General features: G+C 73.8%; 17 protein-coding genes. 12 read left to right on the top strand and 5 right to left on the bottom strand.

Annotation, left to right across the window (positions count from 1 at the left end; translation table 11 throughout):
* The first annotated feature begins 136 nt into the window (after positions 1–136).
* Both ilvD and ACZ55U_RS16950 read left to right on the top strand, forming a co-directional pair.
* Positions 137–1,981 (top strand): dihydroxy-acid dehydratase, encoded by a 1,845-nt coding sequence (ilvD, locus tag ACZ55U_RS16955; protein ID WP_465526902.1) that lies wholly within the window; start codon positions 137–139, stop codon positions 1,979–1,981.
* A 181-nt stretch (positions 1,982–2,162) separates the two neighbouring features.
* Positions 2,163–2,693, top strand: coding sequence for a hypothetical protein (locus ACZ55U_RS16950; protein ID WP_465526901.1), 531 nt, complete (start codon positions 2,163–2,165; stop codon positions 2,691–2,693).
* 127 nt (positions 2,694–2,820) lie between these two features.
* On the opposite strand, the gene ACZ55U_RS16945 is transcribed toward ACZ55U_RS16950, so the two are convergent.
* A complete protein-coding gene (locus ACZ55U_RS16945; protein ID WP_465526900.1) occupies positions 2,821–3,270 on the bottom strand; it encodes a hypothetical protein in 450 nt (149 codons plus the stop codon).
* Between the two features lie 174 nt (positions 3,271–3,444).
* Here ACZ55U_RS16945 and proC point away from each other — a divergent pair, with 174 nt between their 5' ends.
* A complete protein-coding gene (gene proC, locus ACZ55U_RS16940) occupies positions 3,445–4,272 on the top strand; it encodes a pyrroline-5-carboxylate reductase (protein WP_465526899.1) in 828 nt (275 codons plus the stop codon).
* 94 nt (positions 4,273–4,366) lie between these two features.
* On the top strand, positions 4,367–5,587 hold the full coding sequence (locus tag ACZ55U_RS16935) for an MFS transporter (protein ID WP_465526898.1): 1,221 nt from the start codon (positions 4,367–4,369) through the stop codon (positions 5,585–5,587).
* Here the strand turns inward: ACZ55U_RS16935 and ACZ55U_RS16930 are convergent.
* Positions 5,580–6,104 carry a hypothetical protein gene (locus tag ACZ55U_RS16930; RefSeq protein ID WP_465526897.1) on the bottom strand — a complete coding sequence of 175 codons (525 nt, stop codon included), beginning with the start codon at positions 6,102–6,104 and terminating at the stop codon, positions 5,580–5,582. The genes ACZ55U_RS16935 and ACZ55U_RS16930 overlap by 8 nt on opposite strands.
* A 245-nt stretch (positions 6,105–6,349) precedes the next feature.
* On the opposite strand from ACZ55U_RS16930, the gene ACZ55U_RS16925 reads away from it, so the two are divergent.
* From ACZ55U_RS16925 to ACZ55U_RS16905, 5 genes are all read left to right on the top strand, one after another.
* The gene (locus ACZ55U_RS16925) at positions 6,350–7,546 is read left to right on the top strand and encodes an acetoin utilization protein AcuC (protein ID WP_465526896.1); all 1,197 of its coding nucleotides are present in this window, start codon (positions 6,350–6,352) and stop codon (positions 7,544–7,546) included.
* A 225-nt stretch (positions 7,547–7,771) separates the two neighbouring features.
* Positions 7,772–7,981: a helix-turn-helix domain-containing protein gene (locus ACZ55U_RS16920; protein WP_045699258.1), complete on the top strand. Its 210-nt coding sequence runs from the start codon at positions 7,772–7,774 to the stop codon at positions 7,979–7,981.
* A 173-nt stretch (positions 7,982–8,154) separates the two neighbouring features.
* Complete coding sequence (locus tag ACZ55U_RS16915) at positions 8,155–8,271, top strand: 30S ribosomal protein bS22 (protein WP_425311139.1); 117 nt, start codon at positions 8,155–8,157, stop codon at positions 8,269–8,271.
* A gap of 149 nt (positions 8,272–8,420) precedes the next feature.
* Positions 8,421–9,530: an NAD-dependent epimerase/dehydratase family protein gene (locus ACZ55U_RS16910; RefSeq protein ID WP_465526895.1), complete on the top strand. Its 1,110-nt coding sequence runs from the start codon at positions 8,421–8,423 to the stop codon at positions 9,528–9,530.
* Positions 9,531–9,537: 7 nt separating this feature from the next.
* Positions 9,538–10,545 carry a lysophospholipid acyltransferase family protein gene (locus ACZ55U_RS16905; RefSeq protein WP_465526894.1) on the top strand — a complete coding sequence of 336 codons (1,008 nt, stop codon included), beginning with the start codon at positions 9,538–9,540 and terminating at the stop codon, positions 10,543–10,545.
* A gap of 168 nt (positions 10,546–10,713) precedes the next feature.
* On the opposite strand, the gene ACZ55U_RS16900 is transcribed toward ACZ55U_RS16905, so the two are convergent.
* The 3 genes from ACZ55U_RS16900 to ACZ55U_RS16890 all read right to left on the bottom strand — a co-directional run bounded on the left by ACZ55U_RS16900 (position 10,714) and on the right by ACZ55U_RS16890 (position 14,643).
* A complete protein-coding gene (locus ACZ55U_RS16900; RefSeq protein WP_465526893.1) occupies positions 10,714–12,000 on the bottom strand; it encodes a DUF5667 domain-containing protein in 1,287 nt (428 codons plus the stop codon).
* Positions 12,001–12,265: 265 nt separating this feature from the next.
* Positions 12,266–13,105, bottom strand: a complete 840-nt coding sequence (locus ACZ55U_RS16895) for an ECF subfamily RNA polymerase sigma factor, BldN family (RefSeq protein WP_465526949.1) — start codon at positions 13,103–13,105, stop codon at positions 12,266–12,268.
* A gap of 536 nt (positions 13,106–13,641) precedes the next feature.
* Positions 13,642–14,643, bottom strand: coding sequence for an HAD family hydrolase (locus ACZ55U_RS16890; protein WP_465526892.1), 1,002 nt, complete (start codon positions 14,641–14,643; stop codon positions 13,642–13,644).
* 129 nt (positions 14,644–14,772) lie between these two features.
* Between ACZ55U_RS16890 and ACZ55U_RS16885 the strand changes: the two genes are divergently transcribed.
* The 3 genes from ACZ55U_RS16885 to ACZ55U_RS16875 all read left to right on the top strand — a co-directional run bounded on the left by ACZ55U_RS16885 (position 14,773) and on the right by ACZ55U_RS16875 (position 16,976).
* Positions 14,773–15,048, top strand: coding sequence for a glutaredoxin family protein (locus tag ACZ55U_RS16885; protein ID WP_465526891.1), 276 nt, complete (start codon positions 14,773–14,775; stop codon positions 15,046–15,048).
* A 163-nt stretch (positions 15,049–15,211) separates the two neighbouring features.
* A complete protein-coding gene (locus tag ACZ55U_RS16880) occupies positions 15,212–15,958 on the top strand; it encodes a 3'-5' exonuclease (protein WP_465526890.1) in 747 nt (248 codons plus the stop codon).
* A gap of 112 nt (positions 15,959–16,070) precedes the next feature.
* The gene (locus ACZ55U_RS16875; RefSeq protein WP_465526889.1) at positions 16,071–16,976 is read left to right on the top strand and encodes a redox-sensing transcriptional repressor Rex; all 906 of its coding nucleotides are present in this window, start codon (positions 16,071–16,073) and stop codon (positions 16,974–16,976) included.
* Positions 16,977–16,999 lie beyond the last annotated feature (23 nt).

Below are 16,999 nucleotides of genomic sequence, written 5' to 3'. Positions count from 1 at the left end.
GGGACCCCTCCGGCTGCCCGCATCGCGGACGGGCCGTCCGCCGGCCGGACGGCGGGCGTAGGCTCGGTACCCACAGCGGCCCCCGGAACCCTCCAGCAGCGGGGTGCCCGCGAGAGCCCCGAAGGAGTGGAGCACAGTGCCCGAGCTGAGGTCCCGTACGGTCACCCACGGTCGCAACATGGCAGGCGCCCGGGCGCTTCTCCGGGCCGCCGGCGTAGCCCGCGAGGACTTCGGCAAGCCGATCATCGCGGTCGCCAACTCCTTCACCGAGTTCGTCCCCGGCCACACCCACCTCCAGCCGGTCGGCCGGATCGTCTCCGAGGCGATCAAGCAGGCGGGCGGCATCCCGCGCGAGTTCAACACCATCGCGGTGGACGACGGCATCGCGATGGGCCACGGCGGCATGCTCTACTCGCTGCCCTCGCGCGACCTGATCGCCGACTCGGTCGAGTACATGGTCAACGCCCACTGCGCCGACGCCCTGATCTGCATCTCCAACTGCGACAAGATCACCCCGGGCATGCTGATGGCCGCCCTGCGCCTGAACATCCCGACGGTCTTCGTCTCCGGCGGCCCGATGGAGGCCGGCAAGGCGACCCTGGTCGACGGCACCGTGCGCAAGCTCGACCTGGTCGACGCGATCTCCCAGGCGGTCAACGAGTCCGTCTCCGACGAGGACATCGCGATCATCGAGGAGAACGCCTGCCCGACGTGCGGTTCGTGCTCCGGCATGTTCACCGCCAACTCGATGAACTGCCTGACCGAGGCGATCGGCCTCTCGCTGCCCGGCAACGGCTCGGTGCTCGCCACCCACACCGCCCGCCGCGCGCTGTACGAGAAGGCCGGGCAGACGGTCGTCGAGATCGCCAACCGCCACTACGGCCAGGACGACCACTCCGTGCTGCCGCGCTCGATCGCCACCCGCGCCGCCTTCGAGAACGCCATGGCCCTGGACATCGCCATGGGCGGCTCGACCAACACGATCCTGCACCTGCTCGCCGCCGCCCAGGAGGCCGAGCTGGACTTCGACATGCGGGCCATCGACGCCATCTCCCGCAAGGTGCCCTGCCTGTCCAAGGTCGCGCCCAACGGCTCGTACTACATGGAGGACGTGCACCGGGCCGGCGGCATCCCGGCCATCCTCGGCGAGCTGTACCGGGGCGGGCTGCTCAACGAGGACGTCCACACCGTGCACGCGGACTCGCTCGCCGAGTGGCTCAAGACCTGGGACGTGCGCGGCGGTTCGCCGTCCGCCGAGGCCGTCGAGCTGTGGCACGCCGCCCCCGGCTGCGTCCGCTCCGCCGAGGCGTTCTCCCAGTCCGAGCGCTGGGAGTCGCTGGACACCGACGCCGCCAAGGGCTGCATCCGCAGCGTCGAGCACGCCTACTCGGTCGAGGGCGGCCTGGCGGTGCTGTACGGCAACCTCGCCGAGGACGGCTGCATCGTGAAGACCGCGGGCGTGGACGAGTCGATCTGGACCTTCAGCGGCCCGGCCGTCGTGGTCGAGTCCCAGGAGGACGCGGTCGAGGCGATCCTCGCCAAGCGGGTCAAGGAGGGCGACGTCGTCGTCATCCGCTACGAGGGCCCCAAGGGCGGCCCGGGCATGCAGGAGATGCTCTACCCGACCTCCTTCCTCAAGGGCCGGGGCCTGGGCAAGGCCTGCGCGCTGGTCACCGACGGCCGCTTCTCCGGCGGCACCTCGGGCCTGTCCATCGGCCACGCCTCCCCGGAGGCGGCCTCCGGCGGCACCATCGCGCTGGTCGAGGACGGCGACACCATCGCCATCGACATCCCCGGCCGCCGGATCTCCCTGGAGGTCCCGGACGAGGTGCTGGCCGAGCGCCGCCGCGCCCTGGAGGCCGCGGGCGGCTACCGGCCGAAGAACCGCGACCGCCAGGTCAGCCAGGCGCTGCGCGCCTACGCCGCGATGGCCACCTCGGCCGACAAGGGCGCCGTCCGCGACGTGACCAAGCTCGGCTGAGCCGGAAGCGAACGAGCCGGTAGCGAACGAGGCCGCGTCGGTACCGCACGAGCCGAGCCGGTACCGCACGAAGCCGCGCCGCCGCCGGACGACGCGGAGCCCGTACCGAACGCGAGGGGAGCCGTCCCACCGAGGGGACGGCTCCTCCGCCGTTCCGGGCCGTCGGGTGATAATCGAGGACGTGAGCGAGCAGCCCCCCACCCCCGCCCCCACTCCCGCCGGCGCCCCCGAGCCGCAGCCCCTGCGCTGGTTCGGCACCAGCTGGCTGAACCGGGACAACGGCTACTGGCTGCGCCGGGTCGCCGTGTCGATCGGCTCGCTGGTCGCGGCCGCCGCCGTGGTGCTGGTGCTGCGCTTCGGCGTCGAGGGCATCGCGCTGTCCGACAACGGCACCTTCCTCAACGGGCTGCTGACCGCCGCCATCGCGGTCTGCTCGATGATGGCCGTGCGGCGCACCTGGAAGGTGCTCACCGAGGGCAAGGACCAGCTGGAGGGCTGGATGGCCGAGGACAGGTCGCTCGGCGCGGTCTGGCTGATCGGCGGGGCCGGCTCGCTGCTCGCCTACTTCGCCCGAAGCCTGGTCGAGGCCCCCGGCGAGGCCGTCCAGCGGGCCGCCTACGAGCGGGCCGTGGTCCAGTTCGAGAAGCGCCAGGCGAGCCGCAGCGGCCGGCCCGACGCGAAGGCGCCGGGCCGGGGCAAGCGCAAGCGCTGACGCCCGGCAGGTACGGCCGGCGCAACCGCGGGGGCACGCCGGGTGACGATCCGCGGACGCGCCGTCAGGTGGCGGCCCCGTTCGAGCCCCCGTCCGTCCCTGAACCCCCGCGCCGCCCGGCGGCCGGTCAGCCCTTGTGCCGGGCCTGCTTGACCGACCCGACCACCCCGGCGATCGCCAGCAGCAGGCCGGCCGGCAGCAGCGAGAGGAAGAAGGCGCCGAACAGGCCCTCGTCGCCGAGGAAGAGCTGGGCCAGCGTGTTCAGCGCCAGCATCCCGCCGGCCGCCGGGAGCGCCGACTGCCAGGGGTGCTCGTCGGCCCAGCGGCGCAGCCTCCGGTCGGCGGTGTCGCGGCGCAGCTGCCCGCCGACGGTGCCGACCAGGAAGAAGAAGAACAAGCCCCAGCCGGCCGGGCCGGCCAGCATGTCGAGCGCCCAGTTCCCGGTGATCGCCTCGACCCCCAAGGCGGTCGCCCCCACCACCGCACCGACCCCCGCGGCGGTCCGCCACGGGCCCACGGTCGCCGAGGCGACGGCGAGTTGCCGGTTCTCACGTCGGGACATTTCGTCGTGTGCCATGGCTCCACGGTGCGCCCGCCGGAGGGCGGAAGCCATAGGGGAAACCCCGGAGTTTTATCCCTAGGGGCACCGGCCGCCCGGCAGCGGCCGGTGCGCGACCACGGGTCGGACGGTCCGCCCGGGCGTCGCCCCGCGGTGCGAGGATGGCCGCAGTACCGGAGCAAGGAGCGAACCATGGGCAGCAGCGTCGGACACGGACAGAAGATCGCCTTCCTGGGCACCGGCAAGATCGGCGAGGCCCTGCTCTCCGGTCTGCTGCGGGCCGGCAAGGACCCGGCGGACGTCCTGGTGACCGCCCGCCGCCCCGAGCGCGCGGCCGAACTCGCCGCCCGCCACGGCGTGGTGGCCGTCTCCAACGCCGAGGCCGCCAAGCTCGCCGACACCCTGATCCTCGCGGTCAAGCCGCAGGACATGGGCACCCTGCTGGAGGAGCTGGCCCCGCACGTCAGCCCGGACCGGCTGGTGATCTCGGCCGCGGCCGGCGTGCCCACCACCTGGTTCGAGCAGCGGCTGGCGGCCGGCACCCCGGTGGTCCGGGTGATGCCCAACACCCCGGTCCTGGTGGACGAGGGGATGAGCGTCATCTCGGCCGGCACCCACGCCACCGAGGAGCACCTGGCGCGTGCGGAGGAGATCTTCAGCTCGGTCGGCAAGGCGCTGCGGCTGCCCGAGTCCCAGCAGGACGCGGCCACCGCGCTGTCCGGCTCCGGCCCGGCCTACTTCTACTTCCTGGTCGAGGCGATGACCGACGCCGGCATCCTGCTCGGGCTGCCCCGGCAGGTGGCGCACGACCTGATCGTGCAGTCCGCCATCGGCGCCTCGGTGATGCTGCGCGACTCCGGCGAGCACCCGGTGAAGCTGCGCGAGGCGGTCACCTCCCCGGCCGGCACCACCATCTCGGCGATCCGCGAGCTGGAGAACCACGGGGTGCGGGCGGCCCTGCTCGGCGCCCTGGAGGCGGCCCGGGACCGCTCCCGGGAGCTGGCCTCCGGCGGAAAGTGACCGCTGCGCGACCCCTCCCGCGATCGCCGCGCACCCCCTACGCTCTCGCCAGCATCGGCCTACCGGCCGGTAGCGAGGTCGCCTGGAGGTCCGCTTGAGTGCCGCACCGTCCACCGTCCCGCCCGGCCTGCGCGCCGGGCGGGCCGCGCTCGCCGTGAGCTTCCTGCTCCAGGGCACCGTCTTCGCCCTGCTGGTCACCTGCATCCCGGAGATCCAGCACCGGTACGGGCTGAGCGACGGGCTGCTGCCGGTCTTCCTGGCCGCGGTGCCGGTCCTGGCCGGGGTGGGCTCGATCCTCTCCGAGCGGCTGGTGAAGCGCACCGGCGCCCGGGCCGTGCTGCGGGTGGTCCAGCCGGCCGTCTGCCTCAGCCTGGCGGCCGCCGGACTGGGCGGGGAGCTGTGGCAACTCGCCCTGGCGCTGGGCGCGTTCGGCCTGCTGGTGGGCGCGCTGGACGCGAGCATGAACATGCTCGGGGTGGGGCTCCAGCACCGCTACGGCCGCTCGATCATGATCGGCTTCCACGCCGCGTTCAGCCTCGGCGGCATCCTCGGCGCGGCGGTCGCCGGGCTCGGCTCGCACGAGGACCTCGGGCTTCCGGCGCTGTTCGGCACGGCCGCCGCGGTGGTCGCCCCGCTCGCGGTGCTGACCGGCTCCTTCCTCGCGGGCCCGGCCGAACTCGGCGACGCCGTACGGGAGGCCGCCGAGGCCGCCGCCCGGTCCGTCCCCTGGCGCCCGCTGCTGCCGCTCTGCCTGGCGATGGCCTTCGCGTACATCGCGGACGCCTCGGTCTCCAACTACAGCGTCAAGTACCTCACCGACGGCCTGGGCAGCCGGGAGGACCTCGCCAAGCTCTCCTACCTGGGGTACATGGTCGCGATGCTGCTCGGCCGGGCCCTGGGCGACCGCGCGGTGCAGCGCTTCGGCGCCGTCGCGGTGGTCCGCACCGGGGCCGCGCTGGCCGCGCTGGGCTTCGGGGTGGCCGCGGTCGCGCCCGCCGCCTGGGTGGGCATCGCCGGCTTCACGGTGCTGGGCTTCGGCATCTGCGCGATCATCCCGCAGGTGTTCGCGGCCGGCGGCCGGCTCTTCCCGGCCGACTCGGACGCCGCGGTGGCCCGGCTCAACCTGTTCAACTACGTCGGGTTCCTGCTGGGTTCGCCGCTCGTCGGGGCGATCGCGGGCGCCGGGTCGTACCGCTGGGCGCTGCTGGCCCCGATGCTGCTGGTGCTCGCCGTCCTGCCGCTCGCCGACCGCTTCGCCCCGGCCCCCGCCGCCGGCGTGGCGGCGGGGGCGGTCGACGGGGCGGGGGTCAGCTGATCACGGTCTGGAGCTCGGGCACCCCGTAGGCCCAGGTCTGGTCCTTGGCGGTGGTGGTGCCGCCGACCTGGCCGAACTCGTAGTAGACGTACGGCGCCCAGTTCAGGGTGTACGGCGCGGTGCCCCAGGCGGGGGTGTCGGTGATCTTGACGGTGAGCGTGACCTTCTTGGTCGCCCCCGGCGCGATCGGCGCGTTGAAGTGGAAGTTGGCGCTGTTCCCGTTGGTCGCACAGTCCGAGGTGTCGCCGGTGCAGCCGGTGATGGTGAACGCTCCGGCCTGGGTGTTGGCCGGCCAGGTGGGCTGGACGGCCTCGTAGGCGAAGTAGATCGGGCTGTTCTCACTGTTGGTGAGGGACAGGGTCAGGGTCAGCTGGTCTCCCGCCTTGGCCGTCGGCTTGTCGACCGCGAAGGCGGTGCCGCTGACCGCGGCGGAGGCCGGCTGGGCGGCGAAGAAGACGCCAAATCCCAGTATTGCAGCGAGAATTACCCCAAGGCGTTGCACGCTGAATGGCTTCATGGCGGAGAGGATATGGAGTCGCAAAGCTTTTGTCTGTACCGCCTCAACACGCGCCTCCACAGCTGCCCCACAACTTCCGTAGTTTCATCGCGCACCTGACGCCCGTCCCTCCCCAGCGCCGTCGTCCGCCCCGCCCCGACCGCGCCGCCCGTCCGCCCCCGCCACCGCCGCCCGTCGCCCCGGCGACACCCGCCCGGCGCGCCCTGGCCGAAGCCCGGCCACCCGCACCCGCTACGGTGGAGGCCATGCCCGAAGCCGAGCGTGACACCCCCTGCGGCCTGCACCTCTTCTGGGACGAGGCCGTCACCGCGTACGACTTCGGCCCGGGCCACCCGATGGACCCCACCCGGCTGGCCCTCACCATGCGGCTGGTCGAGGACCTCGGGCTGAGCACCGGTCCCGGGGTGACCGTCCGCTCGGCGCCGCCCGCCGGCGAGTCCACCCTCCGGCTGGTGCACACCCGGGAGTACGTCGAGGCGGTCCGTGCCGCCGCCGCCCACCCCGAGCGCACCGACGCGGTGCACGGACTCGGCACCGACGACAACTGGTCCTTCCCGGCGATCCACTCGGCCTCCGCGCTGATCGCCGGTCAGTCCGTGGCCGCCGCCGAGGCGGTCTGGCGCGGCGAGACCCCGCACGCCGTCAACTTCACCGGCGGGCTGCACCACGCGATGCCCGGCAAGGCCTCCGGCTTCTGCGTCTACAACGACCCGGCGCTGGCCATCGCCCGGCTGCTCGAACTCGGCGCCGAGCGGGTCGCCTACGTCGACGTGGACGTCCACCACGGCGACGGCGTCCAGGCGGCCTTCTGGAACGACCCCCGGGTGCTCACCGTCTCGCTGCACGAGCACCCCGCCACGCTCTTCCCGCAGACCGGCTGGTCGGTCGAGACCGGCGGCGAGGACGCCCCCGGCTCCGCCGCCAACCTGCCGCTGCCCGCGGGCACCGGCGACGCCGGCTGGCTGCGCGCCTTCCACGCCGTGGTGCCCGAACTGCTCGACGCGTTCCGGCCGCAGGTGCTGGTCACCCAGCACGGCGCGGACACCCACCTGGAGGACCCGCTCGCCCACCTGGCCGTCACCGTGGACGCCCAGCGGCTGATCGCCGAGGCGTTGCACGACCTCGCCCACCAGTACGCCGGGGGCCGCTGGGTGGCCACCGGCGGGGGCGGCTACGCCGTGGTGGACGTGGTGCCGCGCACCTGGACCCACCTGGTCGCCACCGCCGCCGCCCGCCCCGTCGACCCGGCCACCGAGACCCCCGAGTCCTGGCGCGCCGAGGTCTACCGCCGCACCCGCCGCCCGGCCCCGCTGCGGATGACCGACGGCGCCCGCCCGGCCTGGCGCGACTTCGACGCGGGCTACGATCCGGCCGACCGGCTCGATCAGGCCATCCTGGCGACCCGTCGGGCGGTGTTCCCCCAGCACGGCCTGCTGGCCTGATCCCGCCCTCCCCACCGGGCCCGGGAGGGGTGATGCGTACCTCGGGTGGTGCCATCCGCCGGGTCGCTACGTACTGCAACGGTCCTATCTCTCACCGTACGAGGACCGCACTTCCCCTCTTCCCACTGGTACCACCCATAACTACTCTGGGGATACACGTGTGCCGGTGGAGTCACCGGAGGGGAAGCCGGTGCCTTGCACACGGGTAAGGGTCGGGTGATGGTCATGAGTTCCGTCGAGCGCCCCCTTCAGGAAGTCGTCTTCCTGACCGTGGCGGAGGTCGCCGCGGTCATGCGGGTGTCCAAGATGACGGTGTACCGCCTGGTGCACAGCGGAGAGCTGCCGGCCATCCGGGTCGGGCGGTCCTTCCGGGTGCCCCAGCAGGCGGTGCACGAGTACCTCAAGGAGTCCTACGTGCGGCTCGAAAGCGCGTAGCGGGGGCGCGCGGGCGCGGGGTCCACAGCGGTGGGCCCCGCGCCCGTTCGCCCTGGATTTCCCCCGGGTTTTCCCGGTGCCGGGGAGCACGATTACGGCCTTCGCACCATGGACGGTAGGCTAGGCCCTCACGTCAGTCGTATGGACTCCGTCTCTCACGGGCGAGAGTCTCAGTGAGCGAGGGTTGTTCCGTGGGCTCTGTCATCAAGAAGCGTCGCAAGCGTATGGCCAAGAAGAAGCACCGCAAGCTTCTGAAGAGGACTCGAGTTCAGCGTCGCAACAAGAAGTAAGCGGCCCGGCCGCGCTCGGCGCGCCCAGCGCTTCCACCGCCCGCCCATGCCCTCGTGGCCTGGGCGGGCGGTGTCGTTTCACGGCCCCCCGGGGCGGCACGGTACGGTGCACGCAGGCCGCCCGAGCCTGGGGAGTGGGGTGCAGCACCGTGGGTGTGGTCGTGCTCGTCACCGGCGTGGCACGCCATCTCGGCGCCCGCTTCGCCACCGAGGTCCGCCGCCGCCCGGGCGTGGACCTGGTGGTCGGCGTGGACGTGCAGCCGCCCCGGCAGCCGCCCGAGGAGCCGGTCGGCCCGGCCGCCCCGTACCGCTTCCACCAGCTCGACCTGCGCCGCCCGGCGCTCTCCCGGGTGCTCGCCGAGCACGGCGTGGACACCGTGGTGCACCTCAGCGTCAGCGCCACCGGTCTGGGCTCCACCAACCGCTCCGCGGTGAAGGAGTCCAACGTGATCGGCACCATGCAGCTGCTCGGCGCCTGCCAGAAGGCCCCCGGGGTGCGCCGGCTGGTGGTGAAGTCCACCACCGGGGTCTACGGCTCCGCGCCCCGCGATCCGGCGGTGTTCAGCGAGCGGATGCAGCCCAAGGACCCGCCCGGCGGCGGCTTCGCCAAGGACGCGGCGGAGGTCGAGGGCTACGTGCGCGGCTTCGCCCGCCGGCGCCCGGACGTCGCCGTGACGGTGCTCCGCTTCGCCAACATCGTCGGCCCCGGCGCGGACACCCCGCTCAGCGAGTACTTCGCGCTGCCGGTGCTGCCGACCGTCCTCGGCTACGACCCCAGGTTGCAGTTCGTGCACGAGGACGACGCCGTCGCCGTGCTCTGCCGCGCCGCCGACGAGCCCGTGCCGGGCACCGTCAACACCGGCACCTTCAACGTGGCGGGGGAGGGCGTGCTGCTGCTGTCCCAGTGCGCCCGCCGACTCGGCCGGCCCACGCTGCCGCTGCTGCTGCCCGCCGTCAGCTGGACGGCCGTGCTGGCCCGTCGGACCAGGCTGGTGGACGTCTCGCCCGAGCAGCTGCGGCTGCTCACCCACGGCCGGGTGGTGGACACCGCGCGGCTGCGGGACACCTTCGGCTACCGTCCGGCGTTCAGCACTCCGGAAGCCTTCGCCGACTTCGCCGCCGCCGCGGGCCCGGGGCTGCTGCCGCCCGAGCGGCTGGCCGCCGCCGCCGACCGGCTGACGGCCCTGCTCGGCCCCGAACGGGCCGCCCCCGCCGGACCGGGCGCCGTACCGAACCTCCCCCGCCGACCGAGGAGCTGAACCCGCGATGAGTGCCACCGCCGAGAACGCGCCGGGCGAGGCCAAGGTCATCCCGATCGAGTCCGCACCCAGCTGGACCTCGCCCGAGGGGCCGAATCTGGCCGACCGGCTCGCCGGGGCCGTCGGCGGGGCGCTCTCCGGCCCGCTGGGCCCGGCCGCCACCCGGCTGTTCGGCAAGGGCTGGGAGGGCCGCGCGGCCGAGGGCCTGGCCTTCCTGCGCCGCCGGCTGACCGGCGACTACGAGGTGGACGAGTTCGGCTTCGACCGGGAGCTCACCGAGGAGGTGCTGCTCTCGCTGCTGCGCCCGCTGGCCGAGAAGTACTTCCGGATCGACGTCCAGGGCGTGGAGCACATCCCGGCCGAGGGCGGCGCGCTGATCGTCGCCAACCACTCCGGGACTATCCCGCTGGACGCCCTGATGACCCAGGTGGTCATCCACGACCACCACCCCGCCCGGCGGCACCTGCGGATGCTCGCCGCCGACCTGGTCTTCGTGCTGCCCGGCGTCAACGAGCTGGCCCGCAAGGCCGGCCACACGCTGGCCTGCAACGAGGACGCCCAGGCCCTGCTGGAGCGCGGCGAGGTGGTCGGGGTCTGGCCGGAGGGCTTCAAGGGGATCGGCAAGCCGTTCTCCGAGCGCTACAAGCTCCAGCGCTTCGGCCGGGGCGGCTTCGTCTCCTCGGCGCTGCGGGCGCGGGTGCCGATCGTGCCCTGCTCGATCGTCGGGGCCGAGGAGACGTACCCGATGATCGGCAACGTGAAGACGCTGGCCCGGCTGCTGGGCCTGCCGTACGTGCCGATCACGCCGACCTTCCCGTGGCTGGGCCCGCTCGGGGTGCTGCCGCTGCCGACCAAGTGGACGATCCGCTTCGGCGAGCCGATCGCCACCGACACCTACCCGGCGGACGCGGCGGACGACCCGATGCTGGTCTTCGACCTGGCCGACGAGGTGCGGGAGACCATCCAGCACACCCTCTACCAGCTGCTGGTGCAGCGGCGTTCGGTGTTCTTCTGAGGCGTTCCTCCGCGGCGTTCCTCCGAGATGTGCTCCCGAGATGTGCTCCCGGGACGGTCCTGGGGGAGGCCCGGAGCCGCCACGACGTGCGAGGGCCCGGCGGATATCGCACTCCGCCGGGCCCTCGCCGTCCTTCCGTCGGCAGCCGCCCCGCCGCCGGCCGCTCCGTCAGCCGCCCAGGATGCGCAGCCCCGGCAGCAGGTCCGGAAGCAGCGGCGGCACCTCGACCCCCTGCGGCTGGGCCGCGGAGGCGCTGGGCGCGCCCGGCTGCGGTGCCTGGGGTGCCGCGTCGGCGCTGGGCGAGGGCTTGGTGCCGGTGAGCCCGTTGGTGAGGCCGCCGACCAGGCCGTTGACCGCGTCCGGCGCGCCGGTGGGCAGGCTGTCCGGCAGGATGCCGCCCTTGCCGCCGCTGCCGGACGCACCGGCACCGGGGTTGGCCGGGGCGTGCTCGGTGGCGCCGGGGTGGCTTCCGGCCGGGGCGCCCGGGACCTGCCCGGTGCCGGCGGTGCCGGCGGAGCCGTTCGCCGGGGAGCCGGCCGGGGAACCGCCGGTCGACGCGGAGGAGCCGTCGCCCGCTCCGGAGCCGGCCGCGCCACCGCCGACGGCGGGGGGCAGGGCCAGGCGCAGGGGCGCGACGTCCTCGCTTATGTCGTCGAAGAGCTGGTTCACCAGGTGGGCCTGCCGGGTGAGTTGGGCGGGCAGCTTGCCCTGGAGCTCGCTCCAGCGGCCGTCCTCGTCGTGGGCGAATCCGGCCAGCGCCCGCATCGGGTCGAGCGAGCCGTTGCTGCGGTAGACCGAGCGCAGCAGTTCGCGGCCCTTGAGGGCGTCGGCGTGCATGTCGTCCAGCGCGCGGCGGACCCGTTCGACGGTGGCGTCGCTGAGCGCGCCGGCCGGACCGGTGCGGCCGACGAGGGTCTTGGCCTCGCCGAGCCGGGTGGCCGCGTTGTCCAGGAGCATCTCGCCGCGCTCGGAGTCGGAGTCCGCGAGGTCGAGCCGCAGGCCCTCCAGTCCGCGCTTCAGGCCGTACAGGGAGTCCCCGGGGAGGGCGTTGGAGCTGGCCGCGGCGGCGCCGGCCAGGCTGCCGACGGCGAGCCCGGCGACCAGTCCGCCGATGGCGAACCGGCGGCTCCAACGGCCGCGCGGCGCCGTCCGGATCGCCCGGTGGCGGCGCTGGCGGGGCACCGAGGCGCCCGTCCCGCCGGCGAAGGCCTGCTCGAACGCGGCCATCAGCTGGGCGCGTTGGACCGTCCGGGCCTCCTGACCCAGGGCCGGGCCGGGCAGTGCCCCCAGCGCGTCGGCCAGACCGACCAGTTCGGCCATCGCGGCCGAACCGGCGCCGGTGGCAGCGGTGTTGTCCGATCCGGCGGTGGCCGTAGCGCGTTGCTCCGCCTGGTGGGCCTCCAGCGCCTCGGCGAAGGCCTTCGCCCGCCGGTGCTCCAGCACGTTTGCCGTCACGGGCCACACCTCCCTTCGTCGTTGTCGACACCCCGGCCCGCCGGACGGTTGCCCAGGCTGGCCAAAGACACTCCATCGGGTGATAGGCCGCAATTCGACTTGACCGTACGCCCGGTGGGGGCTTGCACGCTGGCCAACGAGCGGTACCGGCGGTCGGTTACGCACGGCTGATCATCGGACCGACCGTTCACCCTGTCGTGTCGGCCGGGCGTCGACGGTGACGGTCGGCCGGCCCGCACCCCGGTCGAGCCGTCCGCCGCGCCCCTCACCTCGCGTCGGGCGGCAGCAGCCGGGCCAGGGTGCGGACGGCGCGGTACTGGAGGGTCTTGATGGCGCCCTCGTTCTTGCCCATGATTCGGGCCGTCTCGGCCACCGAGAGCCCCTGGAGGAAACGCAGGGTGACGCACTCCTGCTGCTGGGGGTTGAGCCGGCGCACCGCCTCCAGCAGGGCGGCGTTGGAGAGCGACTCCAGCACCGACTCCTCCGGGCTGCGCTCGCACTCGTTGGAGTCGAGCATCTCGCCGGTGGTGACCTCCAGCCGGAAGCGGCTGGACTTGAAGTGGTCGGCGACCAGGTTGCGGGCGATGGTGACCAGCCAGGCGCCGAAGTCCCGGCCCTGCCAGGTGAAGGTGCCGATCCGGCGCAGGGCGCGCAGGAAGGTCTCGCTGGTGAGGTCCTCGGCCGTGGCCCGGCTGCCGACCCGGTAGTAGATGTAGCGGTACACGGTGTCCGCGTAGTGGTCGTAGAGCCGGCCGAAGGCCTCGCTCTCGCCGGCCTGGGCCCGTTCGACCAGCTCCATGACCGGGTTGTGCTCGGTCTCGTAGCCGGGGTTGGGGGCCGTCCGGGCGCGGCCCCGGCCGACGCCGGCGGTGCGGCCGCGCGCGCCGGTGCCGGTCGAGCCGGCGGCGGTGGTGCGCAGCACCGGCCCCGGGCCCTGGGGCTGGCCGAACGTTCCTCCGGCGAGCGCGAGTCGGGGCGTGCCGCCGAACTGGCCGCCGAACTGGCCGTCGAACTGGCTGCGGAGCAGGCTGCGGAGCAGGTCCAGGCCGGTGGAGATCTGCCGCTCGACGGTGGGGCGGTCGCGGAGGCCGGTGCGGGGGCGCAGGGGCGCGGACGACGGGCGGGAGGGTGCAGGCGCGTCGTTCCGGACGGGTGGGTACACGGGACTCCCAGAGGCAGAACTGTGGACGGATCACCTCCGCCTGCGCGGAGAGCACGCCCGGAGGCGTCCGTTCGAGCGGACGCGTGGTGACGTGCATCCAGGAGAGAATAACGCTTTGTGCAATGACAGCTACACCGTGTGGTCGAAGTGGTCGTTTGGGATCCATTTGCTGTGCATGTTCGGCTGATAGTGACCGGACATGTCATCGTTCATCCGGCTCAACGTGATCGAACGGGCGCCCAGGGTGACCAATTCGGCGGCCCGGGGGGCGGTTTCCCAGCCTTGGGGCTCGACAATCCCCGACTTTCCCGGTCTGGCGAACGATCAGAACCGGTCGCCGGGTGCCAAGTTCGTGCAGGAGGCCCGGACTGCCGTGTACTGCAAGGCAGTTCGCCCGTACGAGGGGCCAGGTCAGAGGCATGGTTGACGTGTGCTCACCCTCCCGGGCGAGCGCGCCGGAACGGGCCGGGGCGCGGTCCTCAGGCGGTGCGCCGGCGCCGGTTCAGCGCCACCCCGGCCGCCGCCGCGCCGGCCAGCACCCCGAGCGCGGCCGCCGCCGGCAGCCCCACCCGGGCCGCCTTGCGCCCGGTCCGGAAGTCCCGCACCCGCCAGCCCTGGGCCCGGGCGTGGCGGCGCAGCGCGCCGTCCGGGTTCACCACGTACGGGTGGCCGACCAACGAGAGCATCGGGATGTCGTTGGCCGAGTCGCTGTAGGCGGCGCAGCGGTCGAGGTCGAGGCGTTCGCGCCGGGCCAGCGCGCGGACGGCGGCGGCCTTGGCCGGGCCGTGCAGCAGGTCGCCGACCAGCCGCCCGGTGTAGAGGCCGTTCCGGGCCTCGGCGACGGTGCCGAGCGCGCCGGTCATGCCGAGCCGCCGGGCGATGATCCGGGCCACCTCCAGCGGGGCGGCGGTGACCAGCCAGACCCGCTGGCCCGCGTCCAGGTGCATCTGGACCAGGGCGCGGGTGCCCGGCCAGATCTTGTCCGCCACGACCGGCTCGAAGATCTCCTCGCAGATCGCCTCCAGGTCGGCGGTGCGCTTGCCGGCGACGATGCCGAGGGCGGACTGCTTGGCGTCCGAGATGTGGTCCGGGTCCTCGGTGCCGTGCAGCCGGAACCAGGCCTGCTGCCAGGCGAAGCGGGCGATGTCGCGGCGGGTGAGGAAGCCCCGGCGGTAGAGGCCGACGCCGAGGTAGAAGATGGCGGCGCCGCGCAGGATGGTGTTGTCGCAGTCGAAGAAGGCGGCGGCGCGGGGGTCGTCCGGGTCCGGGGTGTGGTTCTCGGCCGGGGCCTTGGGGGCCTTGCCGGGCTTGGCCGCGTCCGGGCTCTCCGGGGTGCCGGCGCCGTCCGGCCCGCCGGGGCGCTCCGGCTCGGGGGCGGCCCGCAGCGCGGCCTCGGCCGCCTCGGCCGCGGCTTCGCCGGCCAGGGCGCTCCGCTCGCTGCTGGAACGCCTTGCCTGGGTGAGCCTTCTGAGCACGGCCATGTCATCGAGGATAGCCAGCCCGGCGCGCGCCGACCGTGACGGAGCCGTGCCCGCCGGGTGAACAGCTCGTCCGGCCCCCACGGGACCGGGGGCCGGTGGGCGAGCGGGCGGGTGGCGCAGAATGGGGCGGTGAGCCCACTGCTGCGACGTAAGAGCCCCAAGCCCGCGGACCGGACCGTGACCCTGGTCGCCAAGCCCGGCTGCCACCTGTGCGACGAGGCCCGCGAGGTGATCGTCCGGGTGACGGGCGAGCTGGGGGCGTCCTTCGAGGAGAGGGACATCACCCAGGACGAGGAGCTGTACCGCCGCTACTGGGAGCAGATCCCGGTCACCCTGATCGACGGGCGCCAGCACGACTTCTGGCGGGTCGACGAGAGCCGTCTGCGCAGGGCCCTGGAGGCCTGAGGGGGCCTCCGTCCGTACACCCCCGCCCCCGTCATCCGGCGGGGGCGGTTCGCCGAATCGTTGCCAAAGACACTCCGTTTCGGCTTGGGGCGCGACGGGTCGGTCGGCTTACGATCGAACACGTTTGCGCCCGTGGGGGGCTGAGCACGCGAGGAGTGCCGCCATGCTTCCCGGCCCCACCCCTGGGACGCCCGCGACCCCGGAAGGGGCCCGGGGCTTCGCCGTGGTGGACGTGGAGGCGACCGGCCGCAGTCCGTGGCGGCACCGGGTGGTCGAGGTCGCGGTGGTGCTGCTCGACGAGCGGCTCTGCCCCGAGGGGGAGTTCGCCACCCTGCTGGACCCGCTCGGCCCGGTCGGCCCGACCCACGTGCACCGGATACGCCAGTGCGACGTCGAGGGCGCCCCGCGCTTCCGCGAGATCGCCCCGAGGCTGCTGGAGCTGCTGGCCGGCCGGGTGCTGGTCGGTCACCACGTCAGCTGTGACCACGCCTTCCTCGATCGGGAGTTCGCCCGGATCGGGGTGCCGCTGCCGCCCGTCCCGCTGCTGTGCACGATGCGGCTGGCCCGCGCCCACCTGCCGGAGGCCCGGAGCCACGGCCTGGCGGCCTGCGCGGAGGCGGCGGACCTCGGCTGGTTCCCGGCGCACACCGCGCTGGGCGACGCCCGGGTGACCGCCGAGCTGCTGCGGCACTGCGTGGGCGCCCCGTCCTGCCCGCCGGACGACTGGGCGGGGCCGCTGCGCGAGGCCGCCGGGGTGCCCTGGCCCCGCCTCGGCCGGGCCCGCTCCCGCCCCTGCGGCACCGGCGTCCCGCTGCTGCGCAGGGAGGCGCCGTACGGCCCCTGGCTCCCCGGATCCCAGGCCCCGGAGGTCGTGCTGACGCACTCCGGTGCTATGGGTCCGAGGGCCTGACGGTGGCGTGATGCGCGTCACTGTGCAGGGACAAAACGGACACCATCTTTGTGCACACGTTCACAAACGCATAGCCTGGCTGCCAAAGCCCAGCTTCACCCACAGGAGCACCGTGGCAATCGGCCGCCCACCACAGAGCAGTTCGCAGACGCCCGACCAGGGCGCCGCGCGCCGACCCTCGCGTGCCCGGGGCATCCCGGAGGCGACGGTCGCCCGCCTGCCCCTCTACCTGCGTGCCCTCACCGCGCTCTCCGAGCGCTCGGTGCCGACCGTCTCCTCCGAGGAGCTGGCCGCGGCGGCCGGGGTGAACTCGGCGAAGCTGCGCAAGGACTTCTCCTACCTCGGCTCCTACGGCACCCGCGGTGTCGGCTACGACGTCGAGTACCTCGTCTACCAGATCTCCCGCGAGCTCGGCCTGACCCAGGACTGGCCGGTCGTCATCGTCGGCATCGGCAACCTCGGCCACGCGCTCGCCAACTACGGCGGATTCGCCTCCCGGGGTTTCCGGGTGGCCGCCCTGTTGGACGCCGACCCGAACGTGGTCGGTTCCACCGCCGCCGGACTTCCGGTGCGGCACATGGACGAGCTGGAGTCGATCGTCGAGAGCCAGCACGTCTCCATCGGCGTGATCACCACCCCGCCCGGCGCCGCCCAGCAGGTCTGCGACCGGCTGGTGGAGGCCGGCGTGACCAGCATCCTGAACTTCGCCCCCACCGTGCTGACCGTCCCGGACGGCGTGGACGTGCGCAAGGTGGACCTCTCCATCGAGCTCCAGATCCTCGCCTTCCACGAGCAGCGCAAGGCCGGCGAGGAGCCGGACGACCGCGCCGAGTCGGTGCTCGACCGCGCCCCCGGGCCGGTCCGGGCGGCCGCCGCCAAGCTGCGCCGCGCGGCCGGCGGCAGCGGCAAGTCCGTCCGGGGCACCGCCGAGACGGCGGCCAAGGACCAGGCCGAGCAGGCCAAGGGAAAGTCCGCCAAGGGCGGCGACGGGGATCTCTCCGCGGTGATGCCCGCATGAACACCGAGAGCTGTGAGGGGCGG

It is taken from the genome of Kitasatospora sp. NPDC034533 (assembly GCF_055575155.1).
This window is presented reverse-complemented; position numbering and strand designations above follow the sequence as displayed.

Bases quoted from the DNA above. Each gene is read 5' to 3' on its own strand.
- ACZ55U_RS16945 (WP_465526900.1), bottom strand. From the start codon at position 3,270: ATGGCACACGACGAAATGTCCCGACGTGAGAACCGGCAACTCGCCGTC.
- proC (WP_465526899.1), top strand. From the start codon at position 3,445: ATGGGCAGCAGCGTCGGACACGGACAGAAGATCGCCTTCCTGGGCACC.
- ACZ55U_RS16930 (WP_465526897.1), bottom strand. From the start codon at position 6,104: ATGAAGCCATTCAGCGTGCAACGCCTTGGGGTAATTCTCGCTGCAATA.
- ACZ55U_RS16925 (WP_465526896.1), top strand. From the start codon at position 6,350: ATGCCCGAAGCCGAGCGTGACACCCCCTGCGGCCTGCACCTCTTCTGG.
- ACZ55U_RS16920 (WP_045699258.1), top strand. From the start codon at position 7,772: ATGAGTTCCGTCGAGCGCCCCCTTCAGGAAGTCGTCTTCCTGACCGTG.
- ACZ55U_RS16905 (WP_465526894.1), top strand. From the start codon at position 9,538: ATGAGTGCCACCGCCGAGAACGCGCCGGGCGAGGCCAAGGTCATCCCG.
- ACZ55U_RS16890 (WP_465526892.1), bottom strand. From the start codon at position 14,643: ATGGCCGTGCTCAGAAGGCTCACCCAGGCAAGGCGTTCCAGCAGCGAG.
- ACZ55U_RS16880 (WP_465526890.1), top strand. From the start codon at position 15,212: ATGCTTCCCGGCCCCACCCCTGGGACGCCCGCGACCCCGGAAGGGGCC.